Origin of the sequence: Aggregatibacter sp. HMT-949 (assembly GCF_041734645.1) — a bacterium.
In the GTDB taxonomy this organism is placed as follows: domain Bacteria; phylum Pseudomonadota; class Gammaproteobacteria; order Enterobacterales; family Pasteurellaceae; genus Rodentibacter.
Genome location: NZ_CP162010.1, coordinates 463968 through 487788 on the forward strand (window position 1 = coordinate 463968; position 23821 = coordinate 487788).

General features: G+C 44.6%; 26 protein-coding genes and 2 tRNA genes. 9 read left to right on the plus strand and 19 right to left on the minus strand.

All coding sequences use genetic code 11. The annotated features are described in order from the left end of the window. From miaA to orn, 7 genes are all read right to left on the minus strand, one after another. Positions 1-936, minus strand: a complete 936-nt coding sequence (gene miaA, locus AB3F25_RS02300; RefSeq protein WP_373603909.1) for a tRNA (adenosine(37)-N6)-dimethylallyltransferase MiaA — start codon at positions 934-936, stop codon at positions 1-3. After that, positions 937-2886 (minus strand): DNA mismatch repair endonuclease MutL, encoded by a 1950-nt coding sequence (gene mutL, locus AB3F25_RS02305; RefSeq protein WP_373603910.1) that lies wholly within the window; start codon positions 2884-2886, stop codon positions 937-939. Next, positions 2886-4169 (minus strand): N-acetylmuramoyl-L-alanine amidase, encoded by a 1284-nt coding sequence (locus AB3F25_RS02310; protein ID WP_373603911.1) that lies wholly within the window; start codon positions 4167-4169, stop codon positions 2886-2888. The genes mutL and AB3F25_RS02310 overlap by 1 nt, the downstream gene beginning before the upstream one ends. 16 nt (positions 4170-4185) lie before the next feature. Beyond that, positions 4186-4656 carry a tRNA (adenosine(37)-N6)-threonylcarbamoyltransferase complex ATPase subunit type 1 TsaE gene (tsaE, locus tag AB3F25_RS02315; RefSeq protein WP_373603912.1) on the minus strand — a complete coding sequence of 157 codons (471 nt, stop codon included), beginning with the start codon at positions 4654-4656 and terminating at the stop codon, positions 4186-4188. Between the two features lie 311 nt (positions 4657-4967). Continuing rightward, a tRNA-Gly gene (locus tag AB3F25_RS02320) sits at positions 4968-5043 on the minus strand. Between the two features lie 15 nt (positions 5044-5058). Beyond that, a tRNA-Gly gene (locus tag AB3F25_RS02325) sits at positions 5059-5134 on the minus strand. A gap of 90 nt (positions 5135-5224) precedes the next feature. Next, positions 5225-5773: an oligoribonuclease gene (gene orn / locus AB3F25_RS02330; protein WP_373604308.1), complete on the minus strand. Its 549-nt coding sequence runs from the start codon at positions 5771-5773 to the stop codon at positions 5225-5227. A 69-nt stretch (positions 5774-5842) separates the two neighbouring features. On the opposite strand from orn, the gene rsgA reads away from it, so the two are divergent. From rsgA to manA, 5 genes are all read left to right on the plus strand, one after another. Beyond that, positions 5843-6883: a small ribosomal subunit biogenesis GTPase RsgA gene (gene rsgA, locus AB3F25_RS02335; RefSeq protein WP_373603913.1), complete on the plus strand. Its 1041-nt coding sequence runs from the start codon at positions 5843-5845 to the stop codon at positions 6881-6883. A gap of 177 nt (positions 6884-7060) precedes the next feature. Then, on the plus strand, positions 7061-7318 hold the full coding sequence (gene ptsH, locus AB3F25_RS02340) for a phosphocarrier protein Hpr (protein ID WP_373603914.1): 258 nt from the start codon (positions 7061-7063) through the stop codon (positions 7316-7318). Between the two features lie 121 nt (positions 7319-7439). Continuing rightward, positions 7440-9167 (plus strand): phosphoenolpyruvate-protein phosphotransferase PtsI, encoded by a 1728-nt coding sequence (ptsI, locus tag AB3F25_RS02345; RefSeq protein ID WP_373603915.1) that lies wholly within the window; start codon positions 7440-7442, stop codon positions 9165-9167. 59 nt (positions 9168-9226) lie between these two features. Then, on the plus strand, positions 9227-9727 hold the full coding sequence (gene crr, locus AB3F25_RS02350; RefSeq protein ID WP_373603916.1) for a PTS glucose transporter subunit IIA: 501 nt from the start codon (positions 9227-9229) through the stop codon (positions 9725-9727). 62 nt (positions 9728-9789) lie between these two features. Continuing rightward, positions 9790-10992 carry a mannose-6-phosphate isomerase, class I gene (gene manA / locus AB3F25_RS02355; RefSeq protein ID WP_373603917.1) on the plus strand — a complete coding sequence of 401 codons (1203 nt, stop codon included), beginning with the start codon at positions 9790-9792 and terminating at the stop codon, positions 10990-10992. Positions 10993-11305: 313 nt separating this feature from the next. On the opposite strand, the gene AB3F25_RS02360 is transcribed toward manA, so the two are convergent. From AB3F25_RS02360 to AB3F25_RS02405, 10 genes are all read right to left on the minus strand, one after another. Next, on the minus strand, positions 11306-11596 hold the full coding sequence (locus tag AB3F25_RS02360) for a chaperone modulator CbpM (protein WP_373603918.1): 291 nt from the start codon (positions 11594-11596) through the stop codon (positions 11306-11308). A 17-nt stretch (positions 11597-11613) separates the two neighbouring features. Next, a complete protein-coding gene (locus AB3F25_RS02365; RefSeq protein ID WP_373603919.1) occupies positions 11614-12573 on the minus strand; it encodes a DnaJ C-terminal domain-containing protein in 960 nt (319 codons plus the stop codon). Between the two features lie 136 nt (positions 12574-12709). After that, positions 12710-13723: a hydrogenase expression/formation protein HypE gene (hypE, locus tag AB3F25_RS02370; RefSeq protein ID WP_373603920.1), complete on the minus strand. Its 1014-nt coding sequence runs from the start codon at positions 13721-13723 to the stop codon at positions 12710-12712. A gap of 3 nt (positions 13724-13726) precedes the next feature. Continuing rightward, the gene (hypD, locus tag AB3F25_RS02375) at positions 13727-14839 is read right to left on the minus strand and encodes a hydrogenase formation protein HypD (RefSeq protein WP_373603921.1); all 1113 of its coding nucleotides are present in this window, start codon (positions 14837-14839) and stop codon (positions 13727-13729) included. Between the two features lie 3 nt (positions 14840-14842). Further along, positions 14843-15652 (minus strand): hydrogenase nickel incorporation protein HypB, encoded by an 810-nt coding sequence (gene hypB, locus AB3F25_RS02380; protein ID WP_373603922.1) that lies wholly within the window; start codon positions 15650-15652, stop codon positions 14843-14845. Positions 15653-15739: 87 nt separating this feature from the next. Beyond that, a complete protein-coding gene (locus AB3F25_RS02385; RefSeq protein ID WP_373603923.1) occupies positions 15740-16357 on the minus strand; it encodes an energy-coupling factor ABC transporter ATP-binding protein in 618 nt (205 codons plus the stop codon). Then, positions 16344-17024, minus strand: a complete 681-nt coding sequence (locus tag AB3F25_RS02390; protein ID WP_373603924.1) for a CbiQ family ECF transporter T component — start codon at positions 17022-17024, stop codon at positions 16344-16346. The genes AB3F25_RS02385 and AB3F25_RS02390 overlap by 14 nt, the downstream gene beginning before the upstream one ends. Further along, complete coding sequence (gene cbiM, locus AB3F25_RS02395) at positions 17021-17644, minus strand: cobalt transporter CbiM (RefSeq protein WP_373603925.1); 624 nt, start codon at positions 17642-17644, stop codon at positions 17021-17023. The genes AB3F25_RS02390 and cbiM overlap by 4 nt, the downstream gene beginning before the upstream one ends. Beyond that, complete coding sequence (locus AB3F25_RS02400; protein ID WP_373603926.1) at positions 17644-18141, minus strand: carboxypeptidase regulatory-like domain-containing protein; 498 nt, start codon at positions 18139-18141, stop codon at positions 17644-17646. The genes cbiM and AB3F25_RS02400 overlap by 1 nt, the downstream gene beginning before the upstream one ends. Positions 18142-18152: 11 nt before the next feature. Beyond that, complete coding sequence (locus tag AB3F25_RS02405) at positions 18153-18836, minus strand: DUF4198 domain-containing protein (protein ID WP_373603927.1); 684 nt, start codon at positions 18834-18836, stop codon at positions 18153-18155. 86 nt (positions 18837-18922) lie between these two features. Between AB3F25_RS02405 and AB3F25_RS02410 the strand changes: the two genes are divergently transcribed. The 3 genes from AB3F25_RS02410 (at position 18923) to AB3F25_RS02420 (ending at position 21562) form a co-directional block, all read left to right on the plus strand. After that, complete coding sequence (locus AB3F25_RS02410; protein ID WP_373603928.1) at positions 18923-19324, plus strand: Cd(II)/Pb(II)-responsive transcriptional regulator; 402 nt, start codon at positions 18923-18925, stop codon at positions 19322-19324. Positions 19325-19454: 130 nt separating this feature from the next. Continuing rightward, the gene (gene fumC / locus AB3F25_RS02415) at positions 19455-20849 is read left to right on the plus strand and encodes a class II fumarate hydratase (protein WP_373603929.1); all 1395 of its coding nucleotides are present in this window, start codon (positions 19455-19457) and stop codon (positions 20847-20849) included. 110 nt (positions 20850-20959) lie between these two features. Next, complete coding sequence (locus AB3F25_RS02420; RefSeq protein WP_373603930.1) at positions 20960-21562, plus strand: chalcone isomerase family protein; 603 nt, start codon at positions 20960-20962, stop codon at positions 21560-21562. Between the two features lie 37 nt (positions 21563-21599). Here AB3F25_RS02420 and AB3F25_RS02425 read toward each other — a convergent pair whose 3' ends face one another. Continuing rightward, positions 21600-22493 carry a RimK family alpha-L-glutamate ligase gene (locus AB3F25_RS02425; RefSeq protein WP_373603931.1) on the minus strand — a complete coding sequence of 298 codons (894 nt, stop codon included), beginning with the start codon at positions 22491-22493 and terminating at the stop codon, positions 21600-21602. A 125-nt stretch (positions 22494-22618) separates the two neighbouring features. Between AB3F25_RS02425 and AB3F25_RS02430 the strand changes: the two genes are divergently transcribed. Further along, positions 22619-22882, plus strand: a complete 264-nt coding sequence (locus AB3F25_RS02430; protein WP_005628952.1) for a GrxA family glutaredoxin — start codon at positions 22619-22621, stop codon at positions 22880-22882. A 249-nt stretch (positions 22883-23131) separates the two neighbouring features. Here the strand turns inward: AB3F25_RS02430 and AB3F25_RS02435 are convergent, their stop codons facing one another. After that, positions 23132-23716 carry a methyltransferase domain-containing protein gene (locus tag AB3F25_RS02435; RefSeq protein WP_373603932.1) on the minus strand — a complete coding sequence of 195 codons (585 nt, stop codon included), beginning with the start codon at positions 23714-23716 and terminating at the stop codon, positions 23132-23134. Positions 23717-23821 lie beyond the last annotated feature (105 nt).

Consider the following 23821-nt stretch of genomic DNA (forward strand, 5'->3'; position numbering starts at 1 on the left):
TTAACCTTTTTGATGTTCGTCTAAGCTGCGTAGCACACTTTCTTCAGCCGCTTTCGGTTGCAAACTGTCGAGCCAGTGCAGCGGCGTTTGCCAACCGCGCAACCAAGTTATTTGGCGCTTGGCGAGTTGGCGGGTGGCGCAAATGCCGCGAAAAACCATTTCATCATGTCCGTAATCGCCTTGCAAATATTCCCACATTTGGCGATAACCTACACAACGAATGGAAGGCAAATTAATATGCAAATCGTCGCGCGCGTAAAGTTTTTCCACTTCTTGTTGAAAACCGAGTTCGATCATCCGGTGAAAGCGCTGTTCAATGCGGTCGTGTAACAGCCGGCGATCTTGCGGCGCAATAGCAAATTGCAACACGTCATAAGGTAAGCCTTCGCCTTTTTCTGCCGTCAGTTGCGTGAGGGTTTTGCCGCTGATGTAAAACACTTCCAAGGCGCGATTGATCCGTTGCGAATCGTTCGGATTGATACGACGGGCAGATATCGGGTCGATTTTCGCCAGTTCTTGATGCAAGGCTGCCCAGCCTTGTTGTGCCGCATTTCGTTCGATTTCGGCACGCACGCGTTCATCGGCAGAAGGTAACGGCGAAAGCCCTTCAATTAAGGCTTTGTAATACAGCATGGTGCCGCCGACCAGAAGCGGAATTTTGCCTTGCGCACTAATTTGTGCCATTTCGCGCAGCGCGTCATCGCGGAAATTCATCGCAGAATAACTTTCGGCAGGATCTAAAATATCGATAAGTCGATGCGGTGCTCGTATCAACTCTTGTTTGGAAGGCTTGGCAGTGCCGATGTCCATGCCTTTATAAATCAGCGCGGAATCAACGCTAATCACTTCTACCGGTAATTGGCTGCGTAGTCGAATGGCCAAATCGGTTTTGCCGGATGCTGTCGGGCCCATTAAAAAAATTGCGGTCGGTTTCATTTATAACTCGTCTAATAAAGGCTGCCAGTGAAGCGGTTTGAGCAAGGCGTTAAATTCGTTGCGGTTGGCGTTAGTTAAGCATAATTCCGTGTCGCTTAATAATTTCACCGCATCGGCAAGCGCACTGCAGTTTTTGCTTTCTAGTTGGGCGCAAAGGGCACTCAAAAATGACGTACTGTGTTGTTCGTCGGAAAGTAGCGCCGTTATGCATTTTTGCAGATTTTGCGCGCGCAATAGGCTTGGCACTCGATTGAGCGTTAAGCGGCGTTGCGCGTGGTTGGCGATGAATTCAAAGCCGGCGCGGGTGAAATCTTCGCGTTGTTTTTCCCAGCGATTAAATTGTGTTTCGGTTAAGCGAAATACAATGGGAATCAGCAACGGTTGCTGTTCGACAGGTGTTTGTTGAAGCGCTAATTTCCATTGCAGTCGTTGCAATTTTTCTAATGACAGCAAGAAGAAATCTTGTTGCTGCTGCAACAACAAGGCGCGATTTTCGATTAATGCGAGCGCGCGAAGATGCGGTTGTGTTTTGAGGTCGGTTTCCGTTGCGCTAAAAGCCGGTGGTGCAGGGGAAAAAGAAGGGGCGGATGGCTCGATGATATGGCTCGAAGCAGCTTTTCCGCCCAGTAATTCACCGTACAATTTCTGTTCGATTTTGCTCGGTTGTTCCGTACGATAATGCGCGCGGGAGTCGCGATAACCTTCAAGCGTCGGGTGAGACGAGTTGCTGTCGTCGGTCGAAAAATACGGCGAAAAGTGCGCGTTTTTTTCCGTCGGCAGCGGGTTAGGTACAAACATATTTTGTCCGGCGGCAGCGCGATTCGGTTTGTTCGGCCGAGAAGCCTCATAACTCGGCAGCGGTTCGCGAATTTCATTGAGGTTCCGATTTAGCACCGCATTGGAGGGCGTATTTTCGGGCGCTTGAAATTGCATTTGCGCCGGGTTATTTAGTGCTTGGCTATTTAGCGCATGGCTCACGCCTTCATAGATAAAATCGTGAATTAAGCGCGGTTGATGAAAACGCACTTCATGTTTGGTCGGATGTACGTTTACGTCCACTTCGTGCGGATTGAGATCGATAAATAAAACGAAGGCCGGATAGGCGTCACTCGGTAAATGTTCGGCGTAAGCCTGACGAATGGCGTGCATAATCACTTTGTCGCGCACCATGCGACCGTTGATATAGCAATAGCTCAAATCATTTTGCGAACGATAGAAATTCGGTGCGGCGAGCCAACCGGAAAGATGCAAATCGTCGTGCTTCCAATCAATGCGTAACGCATTTTTAACAAAATCCTCGCCACAAATGGCGCTGATGCGTTTAAGTTGCTGTGGCAGATCGGCAGCTTGACGATATTGGCGCACGATTTTGCCGTTGTGCGTTAAAGTGAGGGCAATATTGAATTTCGCCAAGGCGATGCGACGAATGACTTCGTCAATATGTGCGAATTCAGTTTTATCGGCACGTAAAAATTTGCGTCGCGCCGGTGTATTAAAAAATAAATTGGCGACTTCCACTGTGGTGCCGACAGGATGCGAGGCCGGTTTGACCGTGGTTTCCATCTCGCGTCCTTGGGCATAAACCTGCCAGGCTTCTGTTTGTTCGGCGGTTCGTGAAGTTAGCGTTAAACGTGAAACAGAACTGATACTGGCCAATGCCTCGCCACGAAAGCCTAAACTTAAAATCATTTCGAGATCGTCAAGATCGGCGATTTTACTGGTGGCATGGCGCGTCAAGGCGAGCTCAAGTTCGTCTTTGGGAATGCCGCAGCCGTTGTCACGAATACGGATTAAGCCGGCGCCGCCGTTTTCAATGTCCACTTGGATTTTGTTGGCGCCCGCATCAAGACTGTTTTCCAGCAATTCTTTCACTACGGAGGCCGGGCGTTCCACGACTTCGCCGGCGGCAATTTGGTTGGCCAGTTGCGGGGAAAGAATTTTAATCGCCATTATTTTTCTCTTAACTTAATTTTTTGTCCGGTAAGGACTTTACCGTCTTTCAATTTAGGGTTGAGTTTTAAAATTTGATTCACCGGGATGTTGTATTCACGGGAAATCGCGTAAATCGTTTGGTCTTTTTGGACAATGTGATAAAGCGGAATTTCGCCTTTTTTCGGGTCAGTTTTCTTATCGCTTTTAGCAGGCTTATTATCGCTTTTTTTATCGGCCGGTTTAGCGTTTTCTACTTTATTATTTTCTACTTTTTTAGGTTCGACCGTTTTAGCTTCGGCGGCTTTCTGATTTTTGCCATTGTCCGGAATTTTTATAGTTTCGCCAATCCACAACTCTTTACGTTTAAGTTTATTAAGGGCAATGATGTCCGCCGTTTTGACGTCATATTTATTGGCGAGACTACCGAGGCTTTCACCGTTTTTCACTTTATGACGGATTAAGCTGTCTTTCACCGATAACTTGTTGGCGTCTTTATCTGCGTTTTCCTGTTCAACGGTGACGACGGATTTTAAATTGCCGTTGCGATAGGCTACCAATCCCTCGTAAATCATATAGGCGATGCGGCGCCGATAGGCCGGCGAATTGAGTTTTTGTTCTTCTTCCGCGTTGGATAAAAAACCGGTTTCCACCAACACCGACGGAATGTCCGGTGAACGCAATACGCCGAGACTGGCATGCTGCGGCGTGCTGCGGCTTAAGGTCGTCACTTTGGCGAAGCGACGCAAAATATTTCTACCGATTTCGTAACCGGTGCGCTGGCTGTGGCCGAATTGCAAATCTAATACGGTTTGATCTAAATATTTGTCATTGTTATGTGAAAGCACTTTGCCCGCACCGCCTAATAGTTCGGAGCGTTTTTCGTCGTCTTCCAGCCATTGCCCCATTTCATCGTTTGCGCGGCGATTGGAAAGCACCCAAACGGAAGCACCGCGTTGGTTCGGATTTAACGACGAATCGGCATGAATGGAAACCAAATAATTGGCTTTAAATTTGCGTGCAATTTCCGAGCGTTCAGGTACGGAAATATAGTAATCGCCGTTGCGTGTTAATACACCGCGAAAATTGGGATCTTTATCCAGTAAAGCTTTCAGTTCGCGCGCAATAGAAAGCGTAACGTTTTTTTCGTAAATGCCTAAATTGCGTCCGACAGCGCCCGGATCTTTGCCGCCGTGGCCAGGATCAATGGCGATTATCCAAGGCGCCGCAAAAACCGATGTAGGAAAAAGCACGGTTGAAAAAAAGGAAAATATCCCGAAAAGAAACAAAAATTTTGCTTTCATGTGCAATGTGTAAGAGTTATAGCTGGCGAAGAATTTGTTCGCCCAATGTGGTTTGTGCGATGAGCGTAATGTTGCGCGCATCATCGTAATAATCGATATTGACCGATAAATCTGCCGGCGGAAGCAGCCCTTCGCCTTTTTCCGGCCATTCGATCAGACAAATGCAGTCTTTGGCGAAATAGTCGCGAATGCCCATAAACTCCAATTCCTCCGGATCGGCGAGACGATATAAATCGAAATGGTAAATCATTTTGCCGGCGACGTTGTATTCCTCCACTAAAGTATAAGTCGGACTTTTCACCTTGCCTTGATGCCCCAAACCTTGCACCATACCGCGTGTAAGTGTGGTTTTGCCGGCGCCTAAATCGCCGTTGAAATATAAAATTACGGCGCGATTTGCTTGGACTTGTAAAATATTTTCAGCCAACTTTTTGCCGAAACGGAGCATGGTGGATTCATCAGGAATATAACGGGTTGATTCGAGCATAGTTATCATGATTGATTAGCGTTAAAACGGTGCGAGATTTTACCCCATTTTAGGCGTTTTCGCGAAACGGATTTTGGTGAGAACGGCTATTTGCCGGTATGCTGCGGGTAAATTGACAAAATGCCTGTCGATCAAAGCGTTGGCTTGTGTCAAAGAATAGCACTGCATTGGAGGCGGCTTCAATGCGGTGCTATTTTGGAAGGATAATTTCTGCCTCAAGCCATCGCCGCACCGTTTCATAAGTCGCCTAAAAGCATTTTCTCGTTTGGCATAAATAAAAAATCCGCTGCTTTTGCAACGGATTGTGAATTTGGAGCGGGAAACGAGGCTCGAACTCGCGACCCCGACCTTGGCAAGGTCGTGCTCTACCAACTGAGCTATTCCCGCATTGAGTGTGAAAATTGGAGCGGGAAACGAGGCTCGAACTCGCGACCCCGACCTTGGCAAGGTCGTGCTCTACCAACTGAGCTATTCCCGCAAATTCACATCAGTGAATGGGGCGACATTATACGAATATTTTAATGCCTTGCAAGGGCAAAATTTGTAAAAAGCGCCGCTTGGCGAAGTTTTAATCCAATTTGATGAAATGATCGCGATAATAAGCGAGTTCTTTGATGGATTCGCGAATATCGTCCAGAGCCAAGTGCGTGTTGCCTTTTTGGAATCCTTCCAATACTTCCGGTTTCCAACGGGCAGCAAGTTCTTTCAAGGTGCTGACATCGATATGGCGATAATGAAAATAATCCGCCAAATCCGGCATATATTGATATAAAAAACGCTTATCTTGCGCGATGCTGTTGCCGCAAATCGGCGATGCGCCTTTCGGCACCCAGCGTTTTAAAAAATCTAAGGTTTGTAATTCCGCTGCTCGTTCGGTGAGTTTGCTGGCTCTGACACGTTCCACCAAGCCGTTCGCCGTGTGCGTTTTCACGCACCAATCAGACATTTTGCCCAGCAATTCGTCACTCTGATGCACCGCCAAGACAGGGCCTTCGGCCAGAATGTTGAGATTTTTATCGGTGACGATGGTGGCAATTTCAATAATACGTTCTTTTTCCGGATCTAAGCCCGTCATTTCTAAGTCGAGCCAAATCAGATTTTGTTTATCTAATTGCATAATATAAGGTATCCTATGTGAAATTTTTTTCATTTTAGCAGAAACTTCGCAGAAAACGACCGCACTTTTATGGCTAAACGTAAACTTACCCAAAACCAAACCCGCCGTATTCAAGCTAACAACGCCAAAACCTTGCATCGTCATAAAAGAAAGGACATTGAATGGCAAGACGAAATGCTCGGCGAGTCGCAAGAAGGTATTGTGGTTACGCGTTATTCCGCGCATGCGGATGTAGAAAATGCGCAAGGCGAGGTTTATCGTTGTAATTTGCGTCGTGCTTTATCAGGCGTGGTGGTGGGCGATCATGTGGTGTGGCGTAAAGGCAATCAACAATTACAAGGCGTCAGCGGTGTAATTGAGGCAATTCATCCGCGTCGTAATGAAATCGCACGTCCTGATTATTATGACGGCTTGAAACCAATTGCGGCGAATATCGACCGCATTATTATTGTTTCCGCCATGTTGCCTGCGCTTTCTTTGAATATTATTGATCGCTATCTTGTGGTATGTGAAGCCGCCCGCATTGAACCGCTGATTGTCGTCAATAAAGGTGATTTGTTGTCGCAACAGCAAGAAAAGGAAGTGGAAGGGCAACTGCAGATTTACCGCGATATCGGTTACCAAACGATGATTATTTCTGCACAAAACGGAAAAAATATGGAAAAACTGAGCGCGCTTTTAAGTGAAGGCACATCAATTTTCGTTGGGCAATCGGGCGTAGGGAAATCCAGCTTAATCAATCGTATCTTGCCGTCCGTGAATGCGGTGGTGGGAAGCATTAGCGAAACTTCGGGTTTAGGTCAGCACACGACGACCTCTTCTCGTTTATACCATTTACCGCAAGGCGGGAATTTGATTGATTCGCCGGGCATTCGTGAATTCGGTTTGTGGCATTTGGATGCGGAGCAAATTACTAAAGGTTACCGCGAATTTCAATATGTGCTTGGCACCTGTAAATTTCGCGATTGCAAACATTTGAATGATCCCGGCTGTGCATTACGCGATGCAGTAGCAGCGGGGCGCATCTCTTCAGTTCGTTATGATAATTATCATAAGCTTATAGCGAGTTTATCGGAAACCAAATCACAACGACATTTTTCTACGCTTTGATTCAATTTCATGCAAATAAGATAACATTTGGACATATAGGAATACTTCTGTTTTTACGACATAACGCAAGTTTTTTCCCGTTTTTCCTTGATTATTTAGCCTTTAGCAAGGATACTATCGCGGGTTTTTTGAATCTGGCTATTTTAAAATTAAACAATTACTAAATAGAGGTAACATATGTTTTCAAAAGATGTCGAAATCACAGCTCCTAACGGTTTGCACACTCGTCCGGCTGCACAATTTGTCAAAGAAGCAAAAGGCTTTGTTTCTGATATCACTGTGACATCCGCAGGGAAAAGTGCTAGTGCGAAAAGTTTGTTTAAGTTACAAACTTTAGGTTTAACGCAAGGGACAGTGATCACTATTTCTGCAGACGGTGAAGACGAGCAACAAGCTGTCGAACATTTAGTCGCATTAATTCCAACTTTAGAATAATTTTGAATATAGCCATAAAATCCGTTTTAAGTTTGCTCCGGTTTAGGTACTCGGGAAATGTTGCGGTATTTTATGGCTATAGTTTTGTTTGACCCCTATTAAATTGTTTCGGAAGGTGAACATGATCTCAGGTATTCCCGCATCCCCAGGTATTGTCTTTGGTAAGGCATTAGTGCTTAAAGAAGAAAAAATCGTTCTTGATACGACTAAAATTACAGATGATCAAGTTGAAGCTGAAGTGGCACGCTTTTATGAGGGCAGAAATGCCGCCGTTGAGCAATTAAATTCCATTAAGGATCGAGCATTCGCTTCATTGGGTGAAGAAAAAGCGGCGATTTTTGAAGGCCACTTAATGATTCTTGAAGACGAAGAATTAGAAGAGGAAATTTTAGATTATCTTCGTTCACATAACGTTAACGCTAGCGTCGCAGCAAGCAAAATTATCGATCAACAAGTGGCGATGCTGTCGGAAATCGATGATGAATATTTGAAAGAGCGAGCCGGTGATATTCGTGATATCGGTAATCGTTTAATTAAAAATATTTTAGGTATGCCGATTGTCGATCTTGGCGATATTAACGAGGAATCGATTCTTGTAGCGTATGATTTAACCCCATCCGAAACTGCACAGCTTAATCTTGAGAAAGTGCTTGGCTTCATCACCGACATCGGCGGTCGTACTTCTCATACTTCTATCATGGCGCGTTCTTTAGAATTACCGGCGATTGTGGGCACAAATAATGTCACCGAACAAGTTAATACCGGTGATTTCTTAATTCTTGACGCGGTAAATAACAGAATTTATATCAATCCGACTCAAGCTCAAATTGATGAATTAAAAGCATTGGAAGCAAAGCTAGCGGAAGAAAAAGCGGAATTGGCGAAATTAAAAGATCTTCCGGCAATTACTTTAGACGGTCATAAAGTGGACGTGGTGGCAAACATCGGAACCATTCGCGACTGCGACGGCGCTAATCGTAACGGTGCTGAGGGTGTAGGGCTATATCGTACCGAATTTTTATTTATGGATCGTGATCAATTACCGACCGAAGAAGAGCAGTTCATTGCTTATAAAGAAGTGGTAGAAGCGATGGATGGCCGCTTAGTGGTACTTCGCACGATGGATATCGGCGGCGATAAAGATTTGCCGTATTTGGATTTACCGAAAGAAATGAATCCATTCTTGGGCTGGCGCGCAATTCGTATCGCTTTAGATCGTCGTGAAATTCTGCATGCGCAATTACGCGCCGTGTTAAGAGCTTCCGCATTCGGTAAATTGGCGGTGATGTTCCCGATGATTATTTCGGTGGAAGAAATTCGTGAATTAAAATCCGTGATGGAAATCTTAAAAGCGGAATTGCGTACGGAAGGTAAAGCGTTTGATGAAAACATTCAAATTGGCGTGATGGTGGAAACGCCGTCTGCTGCGGTGAACGCAAAATTCTTAGCAAAAGAAGTCGATTTCTTTAGCATCGGTACTAATGACTTAACCCAATATACTTTAGCGGTCGATCGTGGTAATGAATTGATTTCTCACCTTTATAATCCAATGCAACCGTCTGTGTTGAGTTTAATTAAACAAGTCATTGATGCGTCGCACACCGAAGGTAAATGGACGGGAATGTGTGGCGAATTGGCTGGTGACGAGCATGCAACCTTATTGTTGCTCGGTATGGGGTTAGACGAGTTCAGTATGAGTGCGATTTCTGTGCCACGCATTAAAAAGTTAATCCGTAACGTGAATTTTCAAGATGCAAAAGCGCTTGCAGATAAGGCGTTACAGCAACCGACTGCAGCACAAATCGAGCGGTTAATTGAAGAATTTTTGGCAGAAAAAGCGCTAAACTAGATACAAAATTAAGGTTTTGCGTTAAAATGCCGGCCATCTTTAATGGATAGGAGATTAAAATGGGCTTATTTGACAAATTATTCGGTTCTAAAGAGAACAAATCGGTAGAAGTCGAAATTTATGCACCGCTTTCAGGTGAAATCGTAAATATCGAAGATGTACCTGATGTTGTGTTCTCTGAAAAAATCGTTGGTGACGGTATCGCTATCCGTCCGAAAGGCAACAAGATCGTAGCCCCGATTGATGGCGTTATCGGTAAAATTTTCGAAACCAACCACGCATTTTCAATGGAATCAAAAGAAGGGATTGAATTATTCGTTCACTTCGGCATTGATACTGTGGAATTAAAAGGCGAAGGGTTTACCCGCATCGCCCAAGAAGGCCAGGCTGTAAAACGTGGCGATACGGTGATTGAATTCGATCTTGAATTATTAGAATCCAAAGCAAAATCCGTATTAACGCCGGTTGTAGTTTCTAATATGGACGAAATTTCCAACATCGAGAAAAAATCAGGCGAAGTGGTTGCCGGTGAATCCATCGTGTTGGTACTCAAAAAATAGTTTTTGTTATCTCTGAAAAGTCCGCCGTTGAGCGGATTTTTTATTTCTACAAAGAGAAAATTATGATTTATAAACTCGTCGGTGCCCTCCGGCATTATATTTGGGGTGGACGCCATTATATTCCGCAATTATTGAATATTCCCACCGAAGAAAACCAACATTACGCCGAATATTGGCTAGGCGCGCATGCTTCTGCGCCCTCCATACTTGAAACGGAAGGTAAAATTCAACCGCTTAACGACTTTGTATGCCAAAATAGCACCGCATTGGGGGCGCAAAGTACGGCGCTTTTTGGTCATGCGTTGCCGTATTTACTGAAAATTTTGGATGTGGCGAAACCGCTTTCTATTCAACTTCATCCGACGAAACGGCAAGCGGAAATTGGTTTTGCCGCAGAAAATGCTAAAGGCATTGATTTGAACGATCCAAAACGCATTTACAAAGACGATAATCACAAACCGGAAATGATGATTGCCTTATCGGATTTTTGGTTACTGCACGGTTTTAAATGCAAAGATAAAATTCTCGCCGCGTTCGAATGTCGTCCATCGCTTGCGCCATTGGCGGAAAAATTACGCAAACAAGATTTGCACGATTTCTATGCCGAGATAATGCAAGCGGATCAGGCCTCGCTAGCTCAATGGCTCGTCCCGCTGATTGAACAAAACTACGCCGCTTATACCGCCGATAAACTGGATTTAACGAATCCGGATTATTGGCTGCTTTATACAATGGATGCGATGGAGATTTCTCCACAAAAACTTGATGCGGGCTTAATTTGTTTTTATCTATTTAATATCGTTCATTGCAAAATCGGCGAAGGCATTTACCAAGAAGCCGGCATTCCACACGCTTATTTACGCGGACAAAATATCGAACTGATGGCTTGTTCGGATAATGTCATTCGCGGCGGCTTGACACCGAAATATGTGGATATTCCGGAATTGCTAAAAATCATCGATTGCCGTGAAGTGGAGCCACAAATTATCTCGGTCGCGCCGCAAGCATCGCGCGTATTTACTTATTCCACGCCGGCAAAAGACTTCGCCTTGCAAAATATTCGATACGAATGTGGTGAAACCCACCACTTAACGACACAAAGCGCTGCGATTTTGATGGTGATGAAAGGGCAAGTGAAGTTAGACTGCGCTGAGAGCACCGCATTGAACCTTGAACAAGGCGAAGCCGCTTTTATTACGGCCGGTTCTTCATATCGCGTGGAAGGCCTAATGGAAGGCTATGCAATCGTGGCGAAGCTACCTTAAGCAAAATCAATTTTGGCGATATAGCTGATGACGCTAATTTGGGCGCTGACGGCAAGTTTTATGTGACGGCGCTGCTTGGCTGAACACGTCGTCATGCGCACGTATGATTTCGTTATACTCGAACATAGTAATGCCGTATTGCAAGATGGTTTCAATGCGGTGCTGAAAACGGATCTCAATGGTGCTGATGGAGGGGGCTAGGCTTAGAGCGGTGCTGCGAACGCATATTTAGCCCAGATATGGCTCATCGTATTAATGCGAATGCGCAAGGTAAATTGCGCATTCAGATTCATGCCGATGACAAGCGTATTTTTCACGAATTATTTTCGGTAATGGCGATAGGCCGAGTTCCTTTCCGTAACTCTTCGACTTCATCTAATAATTGAAGAATCAATCCTAGCGCCGGTACGCTGGCTTCAAAATCGCGACCAATTCGTCCGGCACGGCGAATACGTCCCATTTGAAAACCGCTGAAAATAGCCTGTTCCGGATCGCCGTCCACGGTAATTACACCTTCTTCAATTAATGCCAGCAACCATTGGCGATCGCAAGCGCATACGTTTAAGATTTCATTAAAAGTCAATGTAATATCAATGTCCTTCATGTGATCTCCTTAATTCCTTATGCTGTCTTGCCGTTAAAATGTGTGGCTAAAGCTTTCCATGCTGCACGATCTGCATCGCTTTGCACGCTTGGTACGACAATGCGAATATTCAAATACAAATCCCCTGCTTCTTTTGTCGGAATACCCTTGCCTTTCAAACGAATGCTTTTACCGCTTTGGCTGTTTTCCGGCAAGTTGATTTGTAAGCGACCGGCAACGGTATCGGCAATGATTTTACCGCCTAAGACAGCGTCCCAAGGTTTTACATCAATAATTTGATATACGTCTTTTTTATTTTTGACGTAAAGATCCGGCTTTTCATCGAATTTTATTTTTAAGTATAGATCGCCGTTTTCACCGCCGTTTAAGCCCGGCAATCCTTGACCGCTTAATCGAATTTGTTGTCCTTCGGTAATGCCTTTCGGAATTTTGATATTCAACGTTTTCGCTTGATAAACGCCGTGTCCGTATTCGTCTAGCGTTGGTACATTTAAGGTTACGCTACGTGCCGCGCCGTTATAAGCGGTAGCGATGTCGATGGTAAATTCCGCATGTTGATCGTCGCCTTTTATTGGGCCGGTTTGACGCGCACGTGCTTGCGCCGTACGGCCAAATGAACCAAATAAATCCTCAAAATTGAAATTAGCTTGTCCAAAAGCGCCATCGCCGTCGGAATGGAATTCATAACGATGAAATCCACCGCCTTCACCGCCGAATGGGTTACCCCGGCTAAACGGATTAGCACCTTGAGCCGCACCATAAGGGTTGGCCAACATTTCATCATACTCAGCGCGTTTTTCTTGATCTTTTAAAATCTCGTAAGCCTCATTGACTTCCGCCGTTTTTTTCACCGCATCGGGATCTTTACTCACATCAGGGTGATATTGACGCACTAATTTGCGATATGCTTTTTTAATGGTATTGAGATCGGCATCTTTTGCTACGCCCAATACATCGTAATAATTTTTCTCCGCCATACTTTTCCTTTTTATTTCCTTTCTAAATCTTAATAACTAAGGGGCTATTACAATTACACCTCAGAAAACATGATATAAATTAAATAAGGATTATGATTCGAATTTAAAGTATTAATCGAAAATTTCTATTAAAAATTTAACAAATTCGAGGTAACGGCTCATTAGTCGGTAAATCCAGTAAACGACTTTGTCCGAACACGCCCATCAAACGTATTTTTTTATCCGTCGTCATTTCGCCAATCACAGCGGCATTTTTGCCTAACGGGTGCGCATGAAGTGCAGTCAAAATTTCCGGTGTTTTGTTTGCCGAAGCGACAATCACAAGTTTCCCCTCGTTGGCGAAGTTTAAGGCTTCAAGTCCGAGTAATTCACAAATACCGCGCACTTCTTGGCGAATTGGCAACGCTTGCTCATCAATATGAATGCCCAACGCTTGCGCATTAGCATACTCATGTAGCACCGCATTGACACCGCCGCGGGTGGCATCTCGCACGGCTTTCACGCCGTCGATCTCGCGTAAGCATTCAATTAACGGATAAAGCACTGCGCAGTCGCTGTGCAGATCCGTTTGAATGCCTAATTTTTCGCGTAAATTTAAAATGGTCGCCCCGTGATCACCGATGGTGCCACTGACGATAATTTTATCACCCGCCTGAATTCGATGAACGCCCCAGTCCAGCCCTTTTGGAATAACACCGATGCCGCTGGTGTTGATAAATATCTTATCCACTGCGCCTTTTTGCACCACTTTGGTATCACCGGTCACCACTTGAATACCGGCAGCCTTTGCGGTTTCCGCCATAGATTGAATAATTTGTTGCAGTTCGCTAAGCGGCAAGCCTTCTTCTAAAATAAAGCCGGCAGAAAGATATTTCGGTACCGCACCGCATACTGAGACATCATTCGCTGTACCGCACACTGCCAGTTTGCCGATGTCGCCGCCCGGGAAGAAAATAGGATCAATCACAAAACTATCGGTACTAAACGAAAGGATTTCGCCTTGTTGTGTCAGCTCGGCCAAAGGAATACGCGCTTGATCTTCGCCTTGCGCTAAAATCGGGTTGGCAAAGGCTTTCATAAAATAATCTTGAATTAATTGTTGCATTGCCGCACCACCGTTGCCGTGCGCCATGGTGATAATATTATTCATTCTTTATTCTCTACGATATTGATAATAAGCCGCGCAAGCACCTTCGGAAGATACCATTAATGCGCCGTAAGCATTATCCGGATTGCAATTGGTGCCGAATAGCGGGCAATCGGAGGGTTTGCAGCGTCCGGTCAGTACATCGCCGCAGCGAGAATTTGGATCGTCGGCCACTTGTTGTGCTTGGCTTTGGAAGTAAATTTCGGCGTCAAATTGGCGATAAGCCTCGGTAAGTTCCACGCCGGATTGTTCAATTTCGCCTAATCCGCGCCATTCGCTGCTTTCTTTTAGTTGAAATACTTCTTGCATGGCGTGTTGCGCAAGCAAATTGCCGTGATTATCCACAATCCGTTTATATTGGTTTTCGATTTCGCAACGGCCATCCACAAATTGCCGAACAAGCATTACAATCGCCTGTAAAATATCTAAGGGTTCAAAACCGGTAATCACAAAGGGTTTGTGATATTTATCGACAATACTTTGATACGGCTTCGTGCCTATTACCATACTTACATGTCCCGGTGCGATGAAGCCATCAATTTTCACTTGATCTTGCGCCAACAAACTGTGCAAAGTCGGAATAATGGTGATGTTCTGGCAGACAATCCAGAAATTCTTCGTACTCAGTTTTTTCGCTTGCTGCAGTGTAACCGCCGCGCTTGGCATCGTGGTTTCAAAGCCAAGGGAAAAGAACACCACTTTTTTATCGGGATTATTTTGCGCGATATTTAACGCATCCAACGGTGAATACACGATTCGTACATCCGCGCCTTTGGCTTTCGCTTCTAACAGCGAACCTTGACGACCTTTCACACGCATAGCGTCGCCGAAAGTGCAGAAAATCACATCGGGTTTGAGCGCAATTTCAATGCATACATCAATTCGCCCCATCGGTAATACGCATACCGGACAGCCGGGGCCATGGATAAACTCAATACTTTTCGGCAATAAGCGATCCAAGCCGAATTTAAAAATCGTATGCGTATGACCGCCGCACACTTCCATTAAATACAGTGGGTTTTCCTCTGTGAAGTGCGGGAGTTTTTCCATCAGTTTTTCAAGTTGCGTCACTAAACTGCGGGCGAGTTCAGGATCGCGAAATTCATCGACAAATCGCATTAACTATCCTTGTTTTCTTTGGTTTTCTAGCCAGTTCAACCAATCGCCCAGGCCTTGTTCCGTGGTGGCGGAAAGTTGAATCACTTCAATACTTGGATTCACGCGCTTCGCATTGGCAATGCATTGCGCTACGTCGAAATTTAAATACGGCAATAAATCCACTTTATTCAGAATCATCAAACCGGAAGCGGCAAACATATGTGGATATTTCAATGGTTTATCTTCGCCTTCGGTCACGGACAAAATCACCACCTTAGCTTTTTCACCGAGATCAAACTCTGACGGGCAAACCAAATTTCCCACATTTTCAATAAACAGGATACTGTCGGCTTTTGGACGTAATTTCACCATAGCCTCACCGATCATTTGCGCATCCAAATGACAGCCTTTGCCTGTGTTTACTTGAATTGCCGGCACGCCGGTAGCGCGAATGCGATCGGCATCATTTTCCGTTTGTTGGTCGCCTTCAATCACATAGCAAGTACAGTCGTTTTTCAACGCGTTTAGCGTAGTTGTTAAAAGCGTGGTTTTGCCGGAACCGGGGCTGGATACCAGATTTAACGCGAAAATATGTTGTTTTTCAAAAAAAGCACGGTTGTGATCTGCTAGCCGATTATTTTTGCCTAACACGTCTTGTTCGATTTTTAGCAGACGTTTTTGCGTATCATCCGGTTCGGTGGGCTTGTTGAAATGAAAGGTAGAATGAGAAAAATTTGGCGTTGTATATTCTTGCGCATCGTCGTCAGAATGACGGTGCGGCAGCTCGCCAATGCGGACCTGATCCGGATGTCCGCAGCCACAGGTTGTACACATAAATCCTCCGTTGCTGGATGTTGAAATCAGATTTCAACAAATTTGCAACAAGGATAACACAATCAAAGTCTCTGTTTTTGATAGAGATCATAAACTAATAATTTCGTCCGCTAAGCGGTGGATAAATCCTTGATGATGCGAGGAAATCAGCATTGGCAAACGCAATTCGTGCAACAATGTAAGCAATTTTTCGCTATTTTTTCGATCCAGCCCGTTGGTCGGTTCATCCAATAGTAAAATTTTTGGTCGCATCGCCAACACGCCGGCAAGGGCGGTGAAATTTTTCTCGCCACCGGAAAGCGTGTGCACCGTACGATCTTTTAAATGCTTGATACCAAGACGCTCAAGTTGTTGCTCGGCAATCTGATAAGCCTGTTCACGCGCTATGTTTTGATTCAAGGGGCCAAATGCCACATCATCCAATACCGTTGGGCCGAATAGTTGATCATCGGCATTTTGGAAACAAATGCCGATCGGACCGCGAAACGGCGCAAAGTCTTTTTCTCGGCGGCAAATTTTTCCGAATAGGCTGATTTCGCCTCGTGTAATCGGTACAAAACCGAGCAATGCTAGTAGCAAGGTGGTTTTGCCGGTGCCGATTTCGCCTTGTACAAACAAGCGGGTTTGTCCCGCCAAAGTGAAACTTAAATCGTTAATAATCGGCGTGCCATGGCGTTCAATACAAAGATTTTTAACGGACAACATTTTCGTTTTCCTTCTTCTGAGTGAATTGAAAGCCGCGACATTTCAACGCAATTTGCGCCGTTTCCGCTTTTAATAAGGCATGAATTAATAATAACGTAACCGACTGTGCAATCACATAAAGGGTGCGACGATTCACGCCGGGACAAAATCCGCGCGCGCGCATTGCGCGATCCATTTTTTGGCGAAGCTTACTCAAAAGCGCAATATAGCGCACCGTTAAAATAAACAGTTGTAGTAATTTTTTCGGCAACGGCAATTTGCTCAATGCTTGTAACAGCACCGCATCGCTAATGTTCCATAAAAAAAGCCAAAGGGAAAACAGCAGTAAATTCATACGCAAGGTTAAGATTTCGGCCAGCAAAATGCCTTGCGGATTGAGTTCAATGCGGTTCTGTTCGATGCGCCAACTTAACGTCGCCCAAATCAAGGCGATAAAAATCAGTAAGGCGATCCCGCGTTTACAATAAGGCGATAGAGATTTTTGGCTGCGCAACAGTAAGATGGCGAAGGTTAAAATTAGCACCGCATTGAGCCCAATCAAGTAGGCGAAGTCCGTTAGAACGCTAATGATTAAGCCCCAAAAAAACAGTCCGATAAGGCGCCAATGCGGTGCTAAAAAGGAAGACGGGGAAAAGTGCGGCAGACAATGGCTGAGATTTTTGTTCATGAGGACGCTAATACGGAACGATTTAGCGCGTCGGGGTACATTTTGCACAGTAGGCTAATCACACCAACGCTAATTACGCTATCTAACACAAATACCGGCAAGTGCGAAGCCAAAAGTAACCAGACCAGATCGGTGTAGCTTTTGCCGCCATCCAGCATTAATTCCAAAGAGGCTAAGGCCGCCGCGCCGCCTACACCAACAACGCCCGCCCCGATACCGACAAACAGACGATTTTTTAAGCTCATTTGCGGGCGTAAACGTGCGCGCCATAAATAATGGGCGATGACGGCGGGAATCGCCATAATACACAGATTTACGCCCAATACGGCAAAGCCGCCGAAGGAGAAAAACAAAACTTGCAGCAATAATGCAATCAGAAACGCGGGAAATACCGTCCAACCGAGGAAAAGCCCTGCCATGCCGTTTAATATCAAATGTACGCTGCCGATGCCGACCGGTACGTGAATGGTGCCTGCCACAAAAAATGCAGCGGCGAATAATGCGGTAAGCGGTAAGCGCTCTTGTTCAAGTTTGCGCAAACCAATTGCGACGCCCCCTGCTGCGAGCACCGCATTGGTCAATAGAACCGGTGCGTGTAGTACGCCTTCAGATAAATGCATCAGATTCGTTCCTTCTCAATTTCGCTTTTGCTTTTTCGTGCGTTCCACCACGCAAATAGGCCGATAATCCCGACGATATAACCGATGCCGCCCAAAATATCGCGCAGATAAATTTGGGTTTTTAAATGAGCGATGTCTTCACGCAATAACATCAAATCCGCCCCTTTGTTATTTGAAGGGGCGATGCGATCGGCCGTAATGGCCGCACGATGTCCTTCTTCGCCTTCTACCACCACTTTTAATGTGCTATTTGCAATATCCGGCACGGTCAGATTAAACGCGCCCTGCGCATCCGTTTTACCCGCTAAAATCGGTTCTTCGACGCCGGAACGTTGCACTTCCAAATAGGTTTCGGCAGCAGGCGTCATATCGGAATAATAGGCTTTGCCGGAAAGCATTTGCCCATCATATTGAGCAAATACATGAAGTGCGTGGGCTTGTGCGTGCGCCACGAAGAAAAGACTTAAAAGTGCAGTGAAAAACGACAAAATTTTCATAAGTCTTCCGATTAATTGGCGTCAAAAGTTAGCATGTATTCAATTGAACGGCGATCGTAATCCGGATTATTCAACACAGCTTCATTAAATTCCGCCCAAACTTTATTGGCACCTTTGCGTGGAGTAAATTCGGCGATGCCTTTTTCATCGGTTAAATTAAACGGTGCGTCTTCACCGGTGCCAACTTTAATCCCTTGCACCGGTTTGCCGTTGTGTAACACAAGAATGGCAAGCGGTTTACCGGCCTCGGCTACACTTTGAGGTATCAGTTCGTAGGCCACGTTATGTGCGTAAAAGGCTTGTTCACCCCATTTTAGAATCGCTTTGCCAAATTTTATCGGATTAGTGCTAAATTCCGCGTTTGGTGCTTCGCGTTTGGTTTTTTCTACATATTTACCGTTCGGCAATTTTGACCAAACGCCATTGTTAAATTCAAGGAATACGAGTTCGGATTGGGGTGTCAAATAGGCTTCGCCATTTTTGAATCGGTATTCAAGCGGGGTTAATTTTCCTTGAGAATTTAAGACTTGGATCGACTGGATTTTGGATTGCGGATAATTTTCGGTTTCTTCGTGGCCGAATTTCATCACGTATTCGCCTTGCGATGACGTGGGTTCTAGCCATACATTATGCGCCTTGGCAAAGGTGGCGGCTAAAAGTATGGCCAAATTCAAGGCGATTTTTTTGAAGTCCATTTTTTTCTCCTTTACTTTATTACGAGATTAGAACTTATAATAAAATATGAAGTAACTTCAGAGTCAAGCGCTATTTAGGAGAGAAGATGAGAATAGGTCAATTAGCCGATGCATTGGGTTGTACCGTAGAAACCATTCGTTTCTATGAGAAACAAGGTTTACTGCCGGCACCGCATCGCACCAACGGCAATTTCCGCAAATACGATGAAGAACACGTTCAACGTCTTTCTTTTATTTGCAATTGCCGTAGTTTGGATTTATCCCTTAATGAAATTAAAACCTTGCTTTCATTGGAAGATCACAACGAACAACGCACTGAAGAAATTAATCGTTTACTTGACCGTCATATTAAAGATGTTGCCAAACGCATCCATGAGCTTGCCCATTTGCGTATGAAACTTATTGAATTAAAAGAAAAAACCATTGGTACGGATGAAGATCCGATGAAATTATTACTGCAACATAGTGTGAGATTTGTACGGTTATAATTCAGGCATACCTCAACTTTTATGATCTAAATCACAAAACTTATTTTTAGTATTTTGGCTACGTTCCATTGATAACCCCTAAGTGTTAGAATTCCAGCGACTTTTTTATTCTATTGACAGGAGTATCACAATGGCATTTCGTATTGAAAAAGACACTATGGGTGAAGTTCAGGTTCCGGCGGATAAGTATTGGGCGGCGCAAACCGAACGATCCCGTAATAATTTTAAAATTGGTCCTGCGGCTTCTATGCCACATGAAGTGATCGAAGCCTTTGGTTATTTGAAAAAAGCGGCAGCATTCGCGAATACCGATCTCGGCGTGTTGCCTGCGGAAAAACGGGATTTAATCGCGCAAGCCTGTGATGAAATTTTGGCTGGCAAATTAGACGATCAATTCCCATTGGTGATTTGGCAAACCGGTTCCGGTACGCAATCCAATATGAACGTGAATGAAGTGGTGGCAAACCGTGCTCACGTTTTACACGGTGGCAAATTGGGCGAAAAATCCATTATTCACCCGAATGATGATGTGAACAAATCTCAATCCTCCAACGACACCTTCCCGACCGCCATGCACATTGCGGCATATAAAAAAGTGGTGGAAACCACCATTCCTGCGGTAGAACGTTTACAAAAAACCTTTGCAGCAAAATCTGAAGCATTTAAAAATGTGGTGAAAATCGGTCGTACCCACTTAATGGACGCCACGCCGCTCACATTAGGTCAGGAATTTTCCGCTTATGCGGCGCAATTACATTTCGGTTTGCTTGCGTTAAAAAACACTCTGCCACATTTGCGCCAATTAGCCCTTGGTGGCACGGCAGTGGGCACCGGTTTGAACACACCGAAAGGTTATGACGTGAAAGTGGCGGAATACATCGCTAAATTTACCGGTTTGCCATTCATCACCGCCGAAAACAAATTTGAAGCCTTGGCGGCGCATGATGCCATCGTGGAAACCCACGGCGCATTACGTCAACTTGCTATGAGCTTATTCAAAATTGCTAACGACATTCGTTTATTGGCCTCCGGTCCGCGCTCCGGTATCGGTGAAATCTTAATTCCGGAAAATGAACCGGGTTCTTCCATCATGCCGGGCAAAGTGAATCCGACCCAATGCGAAGCCATGACTATGGTATGCGCACAAGTGTTTGGTAACGACACCACTATTGCATTCGTGGGCTCACAAGGTCACTTCCAATTGAATGTGTTCAATCCGGTGATGATCGCCAACTTCCTGCAATCCGCGCAATTGTTGGCGGATGTCTGCGTGTCCTTCGACGAGCACTGTGCAACCGGTATCGAACCTAACTATCCGCGTATTAAACAACAGCTTGAAAATTCATTAATGTTGGTGACTGCGCTGAATACTCACATTGGTTATGAAAACGCAGCGAAAATTGCCAAAACCGCACACAAAAACGGCACAACTCTTCGTGAAGAAGCCATTAATCTTGGTTTGGTTTCTGCTGAAGATTTCGACAAATGGGTGCGTCCGGAAGACATGGTGGGCAGTTTGAAATAAACTAAACGATAAAAATCACAGTCAAAGGCGAGTACTGGCTCGCCTTTTTATTTGTGGTTTTTCAAGGGCTTTTGTTATAATTCGTGCATCTCAAATTATGAAATAACGATATGAAAATCAGATTTCTTTTTGCCGCAATTTTTGCGTTCCTTTCAACCGAGCTTTCTGCCCATTGGTTGCCTGTTGGTAATGCCGAATATACTTGGGGGCCTTTCCATGTTTACAGTGTCGGACTTTTTTCCGAAACCGGCTCTTATCAAAATAATCAGCGCCCATTAATGTTTTCCATCAAATATGAAAAACCGATTGAAGGTAAAAATTTTGCTATTACTTTGATTAAAGAAATGGAAGCCCAACAAATTAGTGCAGATGACACCACGGAATGGTTGAAAAAAATGCAGCAAATTTTCCCTGACTTTTCACCAAACGATATTTTAAATTTTGTCGCTTTAGAAGATAAAGGTTATTTCATCGCGAACGATACAGTATTGGATCACGAATTTGATGCTAAATTCACTCAAGCTTTTATTGATATTTGGCTTTCACCGAAAAGCAGTTTTGTGAAACTTCAACCACAGCTTTTGGGCAAAGAGAAAAGCGGTCAAGATAATAAAGAATTTCAACATCAGCCGGCGAGCGAGCCTTTCGATGAAGAGAATGCCATGCCCGAATTACCGCCGAATTATGATCTAAAAAATAATCTAAAGGGGTAAAACAATAACAGGCGAACAGTTAATTCGCCTTTCTCTGTCATAAAACAGCCTTTTCCAAAAATAAAATCATCTCTAAAGCTACATTGACGCCACTGGTTTTCTCGATCATTTCCAAACCGGGGCTGGCATTGACTTCAAGCACTAACAAACCCTGTTTCGAGCGAATTAAATCTACACCGGCAACAGCCAATCCCAGGGCTTTTGCGGCTTTTATAGCAATTTGTTTTTCATCTTCGGACAGCGTTATTTTATTTGCACTTCCGCCGCGGTGAAAATTAGCGCGGAATTCTCCTTCCGGTCCGATACGTTGCATACTTGCCACCACTTTATCGCCGATTACAAAACAGCGAATATCCTTACCGCGAGCCTCCTCTACAAAATCTTGCAATAACACCGGTACGCCGGTCTCTTTGAGTAACTCCAAAATGGCAACCGCATTGGAAGCTTGTTCCGCCAGTACGACACCGATTCCTTGCGAACCATTAAGGGTTTTAATGACCAACGGTTCAGCCATTTTTCGTATCGCCGTTTTAGGCAAAACCTCAGCTCCGCTTAATTGGGTATGTGGCACCGCGATACCTTGCTCACTTAGAATTTGTAAACTGCGCCATTTATCGCGAGCGGCTAAAAAGGCCTGTTCGGAATTTAAACAATAGATTCCTTTTGCTTGAAAATGGCGTAACACCGCACAGCCTGTTTTCGTGCTGGCGGTACCAAACCGCGGTAGCACCGCATCGTAAGCGGGTAAACGATAAGGTTCACCTTCCTGTGGTTGATAGTCAATTTCAAAATGCGGTAAATTTTCCGTGAGTTTTAATAGACAGCGGTTCGGATCCAAAATCTCCATTTTATGGCCGCGCTGCTCGGCGCTTTGTTTTAATCGTTGGCAACTATACAAACGCGGTTCGCGACAAAGCATTAACAATTTCATAGGCGATTTCCAAATTAAAAGGCGATACATTATACCAATCGTAACAATGCCGAAAAACTGTTTATAGGTTTGTAAAAAAAGGGTAGAATCGCGCCGATTTTTTATATCAACAAAAGGAAAAAACTATGTTTGTCGTTATTTTTGGCCGTCCGGGCTGCCCGTATTGCGTACGCGCAAAAAATCTTGCCGAAAAATTAAAAGGTGAAGTAGCCGATTTCGATTATCGTTATGTGGATATCCATGCGGAAGGTATTACTAAAGAGGATTTATCGAAATCCGTTGGAAAACCGGTTGAAACTGTGCCGCAGATCTTTATTGATGAAAAGCCAATCGGCGGTTGTACCGATTTTGAAGCCTTAATGAAAGAACAATTCGGTATCGTAGCTTAATAATATTGTGCTTTAGCCGTTTAACTTAAGGTTTATTTTACAGCGCGAAGTGCGGTCGATTTTCAGTGAGTTTTACAAGAACTCCGCGGAAATTGACCGCACTTTTACGTTTGAGCGACTCGTAACATCACAGTTTCTAGTTTGGCGGCGCCATTAGCGGCTCCAATGCGGTGCTCTTGGCGATGTCCGACGGAAGTAGCTGGAGCTAAAAAAAATAGAGCAAGAATTCTTGCTCTATTTTTTGTTGGCTTATTTCTTCTGCCAAATAAATTCAATGGCACATTCGGCATCACCTAGCGTTTGGTCAATTTCCCGCGGTAAGCCTTCACGATAATAATCGTGCACTTGAATAATACTTTCGATATTAACTTGGTCGGAAAAGTGTCGGGCAAGATCCAGTACGTTTACGGAAGCCGGCATTAAAGAATTATTTTTGTGAATGGTGAAACTATGTTTGTGGTCGGTATTTTTTACTGAAGGCCAAATGCCTTGCTCGTATAGATCTTCGTCCGGAATCGTGACGATTAAGAAACCGTTCGGCTTTAACACACGTAACCAGTTTTGCAACCCGATAACAGGGTCATATAAATGTTCTAAACAGTGGGAGGAATAAACAAAATCAAAAGTACAATCAGGAACGGTTTCAAGATATTGTCCGTCACCGTCCTCAAGATCCCAAGTTCTTACACTTAGCATTTTAGGAAAAATACCTAAGAACTGGGCTAGAGAATCAGGGCCACCGCCAATATCGATGCCGTTTCCGACAAAGTATCTATTGATAAAATTAATATTTTTAATCCGACGTTGAACAATCGATTTGTGTGTTTCTCTCATAAGTTACTCCTTAAGTAATAGTTAGCCGAAACGCGGGCGATTCTAGCATGTATATATTTTTATGTCATTTGGGTTTTGGCAGATTCAATAAAACCTGTTCTATAT

Coding starts and splice junctions, on each gene's coding strand:
- miaA (WP_373603909.1), bottom strand. CDS start 936: ATGAAACCGACCGCAATTTTTTTAATGGGCCCGACAGCATCCGGCAAA.
- mutL (WP_373603910.1), bottom strand. CDS start 2,886: ATGGCGATTAAAATTCTTTCCCCGCAACTGGCCAACCAAATTGCCGCC.
- AB3F25_RS02310 (WP_373603911.1), bottom strand. CDS start 4,169: ATGAAAGCAAAATTTTTGTTTCTTTTCGGGATATTTTCCTTTTTTTCA.
- tsaE (WP_373603912.1), bottom strand. CDS start 4,656: ATGCTCGAATCAACCCGTTATATTCCTGATGAATCCACCATGCTCCGT.
- orn (WP_373604308.1), bottom strand. CDS start 5,773: ATGCAATTAGATAAACAAAATCTGATTTGGCTCGACTTAGAAATGACG.
- rsgA (WP_373603913.1), top strand. CDS start 5,843: ATGGCTAAACGTAAACTTACCCAAAACCAAACCCGCCGTATTCAAGCT.
- ptsH (WP_373603914.1), top strand. CDS start 7,061: ATGTTTTCAAAAGATGTCGAAATCACAGCTCCTAACGGTTTGCACACT.
- ptsI (WP_373603915.1), top strand. CDS start 7,440: ATGATCTCAGGTATTCCCGCATCCCCAGGTATTGTCTTTGGTAAGGCA.
- crr (WP_373603916.1), top strand. CDS start 9,227: ATGGGCTTATTTGACAAATTATTCGGTTCTAAAGAGAACAAATCGGTA.
- manA (WP_373603917.1), top strand. CDS start 9,790: ATGATTTATAAACTCGTCGGTGCCCTCCGGCATTATATTTGGGGTGGA.
- AB3F25_RS02360 (WP_373603918.1), bottom strand. CDS start 11,596: ATGAAGGACATTGATATTACATTGACTTTTAATGAAATCTTAAACGTA.
- AB3F25_RS02365 (WP_373603919.1), bottom strand. CDS start 12,573: ATGGCGGAGAAAAATTATTACGATGTATTGGGCGTAGCAAAAGATGCC.
- hypE (WP_373603920.1), bottom strand. CDS start 13,723: ATGAATAATATTATCACCATGGCGCACGGCAACGGTGGTGCGGCAATG.
- hypD (WP_373603921.1), bottom strand. CDS start 14,839: ATGCGATTTGTCGATGAATTTCGCGATCCTGAACTCGCCCGCAGTTTA.
- hypB (WP_373603922.1), bottom strand. CDS start 15,652: ATGTGTACAACCTGTGGCTGCGGACATCCGGATCAGGTCCGCATTGGC.
- AB3F25_RS02385 (WP_373603923.1), bottom strand. CDS start 16,357: ATGTTGTCCGTTAAAAATCTTTGTATTGAACGCCATGGCACGCCGATT.
- AB3F25_RS02390 (WP_373603924.1), bottom strand. CDS start 17,024: ATGAACAAAAATCTCAGCCATTGTCTGCCGCACTTTTCCCCGTCTTCC.
- cbiM (WP_373603925.1), bottom strand. CDS start 17,644: ATGCATTTATCTGAAGGCGTACTACACGCACCGGTTCTATTGACCAAT.
- AB3F25_RS02400 (WP_373603926.1), bottom strand. CDS start 18,141: ATGAAAATTTTGTCGTTTTTCACTGCACTTTTAAGTCTTTTCTTCGTG.
- AB3F25_RS02405 (WP_373603927.1), bottom strand. CDS start 18,836: ATGGACTTCAAAAAAATCGCCTTGAATTTGGCCATACTTTTAGCCGCC.
- AB3F25_RS02410 (WP_373603928.1), top strand. CDS start 18,923: ATGAGAATAGGTCAATTAGCCGATGCATTGGGTTGTACCGTAGAAACC.
- fumC (WP_373603929.1), top strand. CDS start 19,455: ATGGCATTTCGTATTGAAAAAGACACTATGGGTGAAGTTCAGGTTCCG.
- AB3F25_RS02420 (WP_373603930.1), top strand. CDS start 20,960: ATGAAAATCAGATTTCTTTTTGCCGCAATTTTTGCGTTCCTTTCAACC.
- AB3F25_RS02425 (WP_373603931.1), bottom strand. CDS start 22,493: ATGAAATTGTTAATGCTTTGTCGCGAACCGCGTTTGTATAGTTGCCAA.
- AB3F25_RS02430 (WP_005628952.1), top strand. CDS start 22,619: ATGTTTGTCGTTATTTTTGGCCGTCCGGGCTGCCCGTATTGCGTACGC.
- AB3F25_RS02435 (WP_373603932.1), bottom strand. CDS start 23,716: ATGAGAGAAACACACAAATCGATTGTTCAACGTCGGATTAAAAATATT.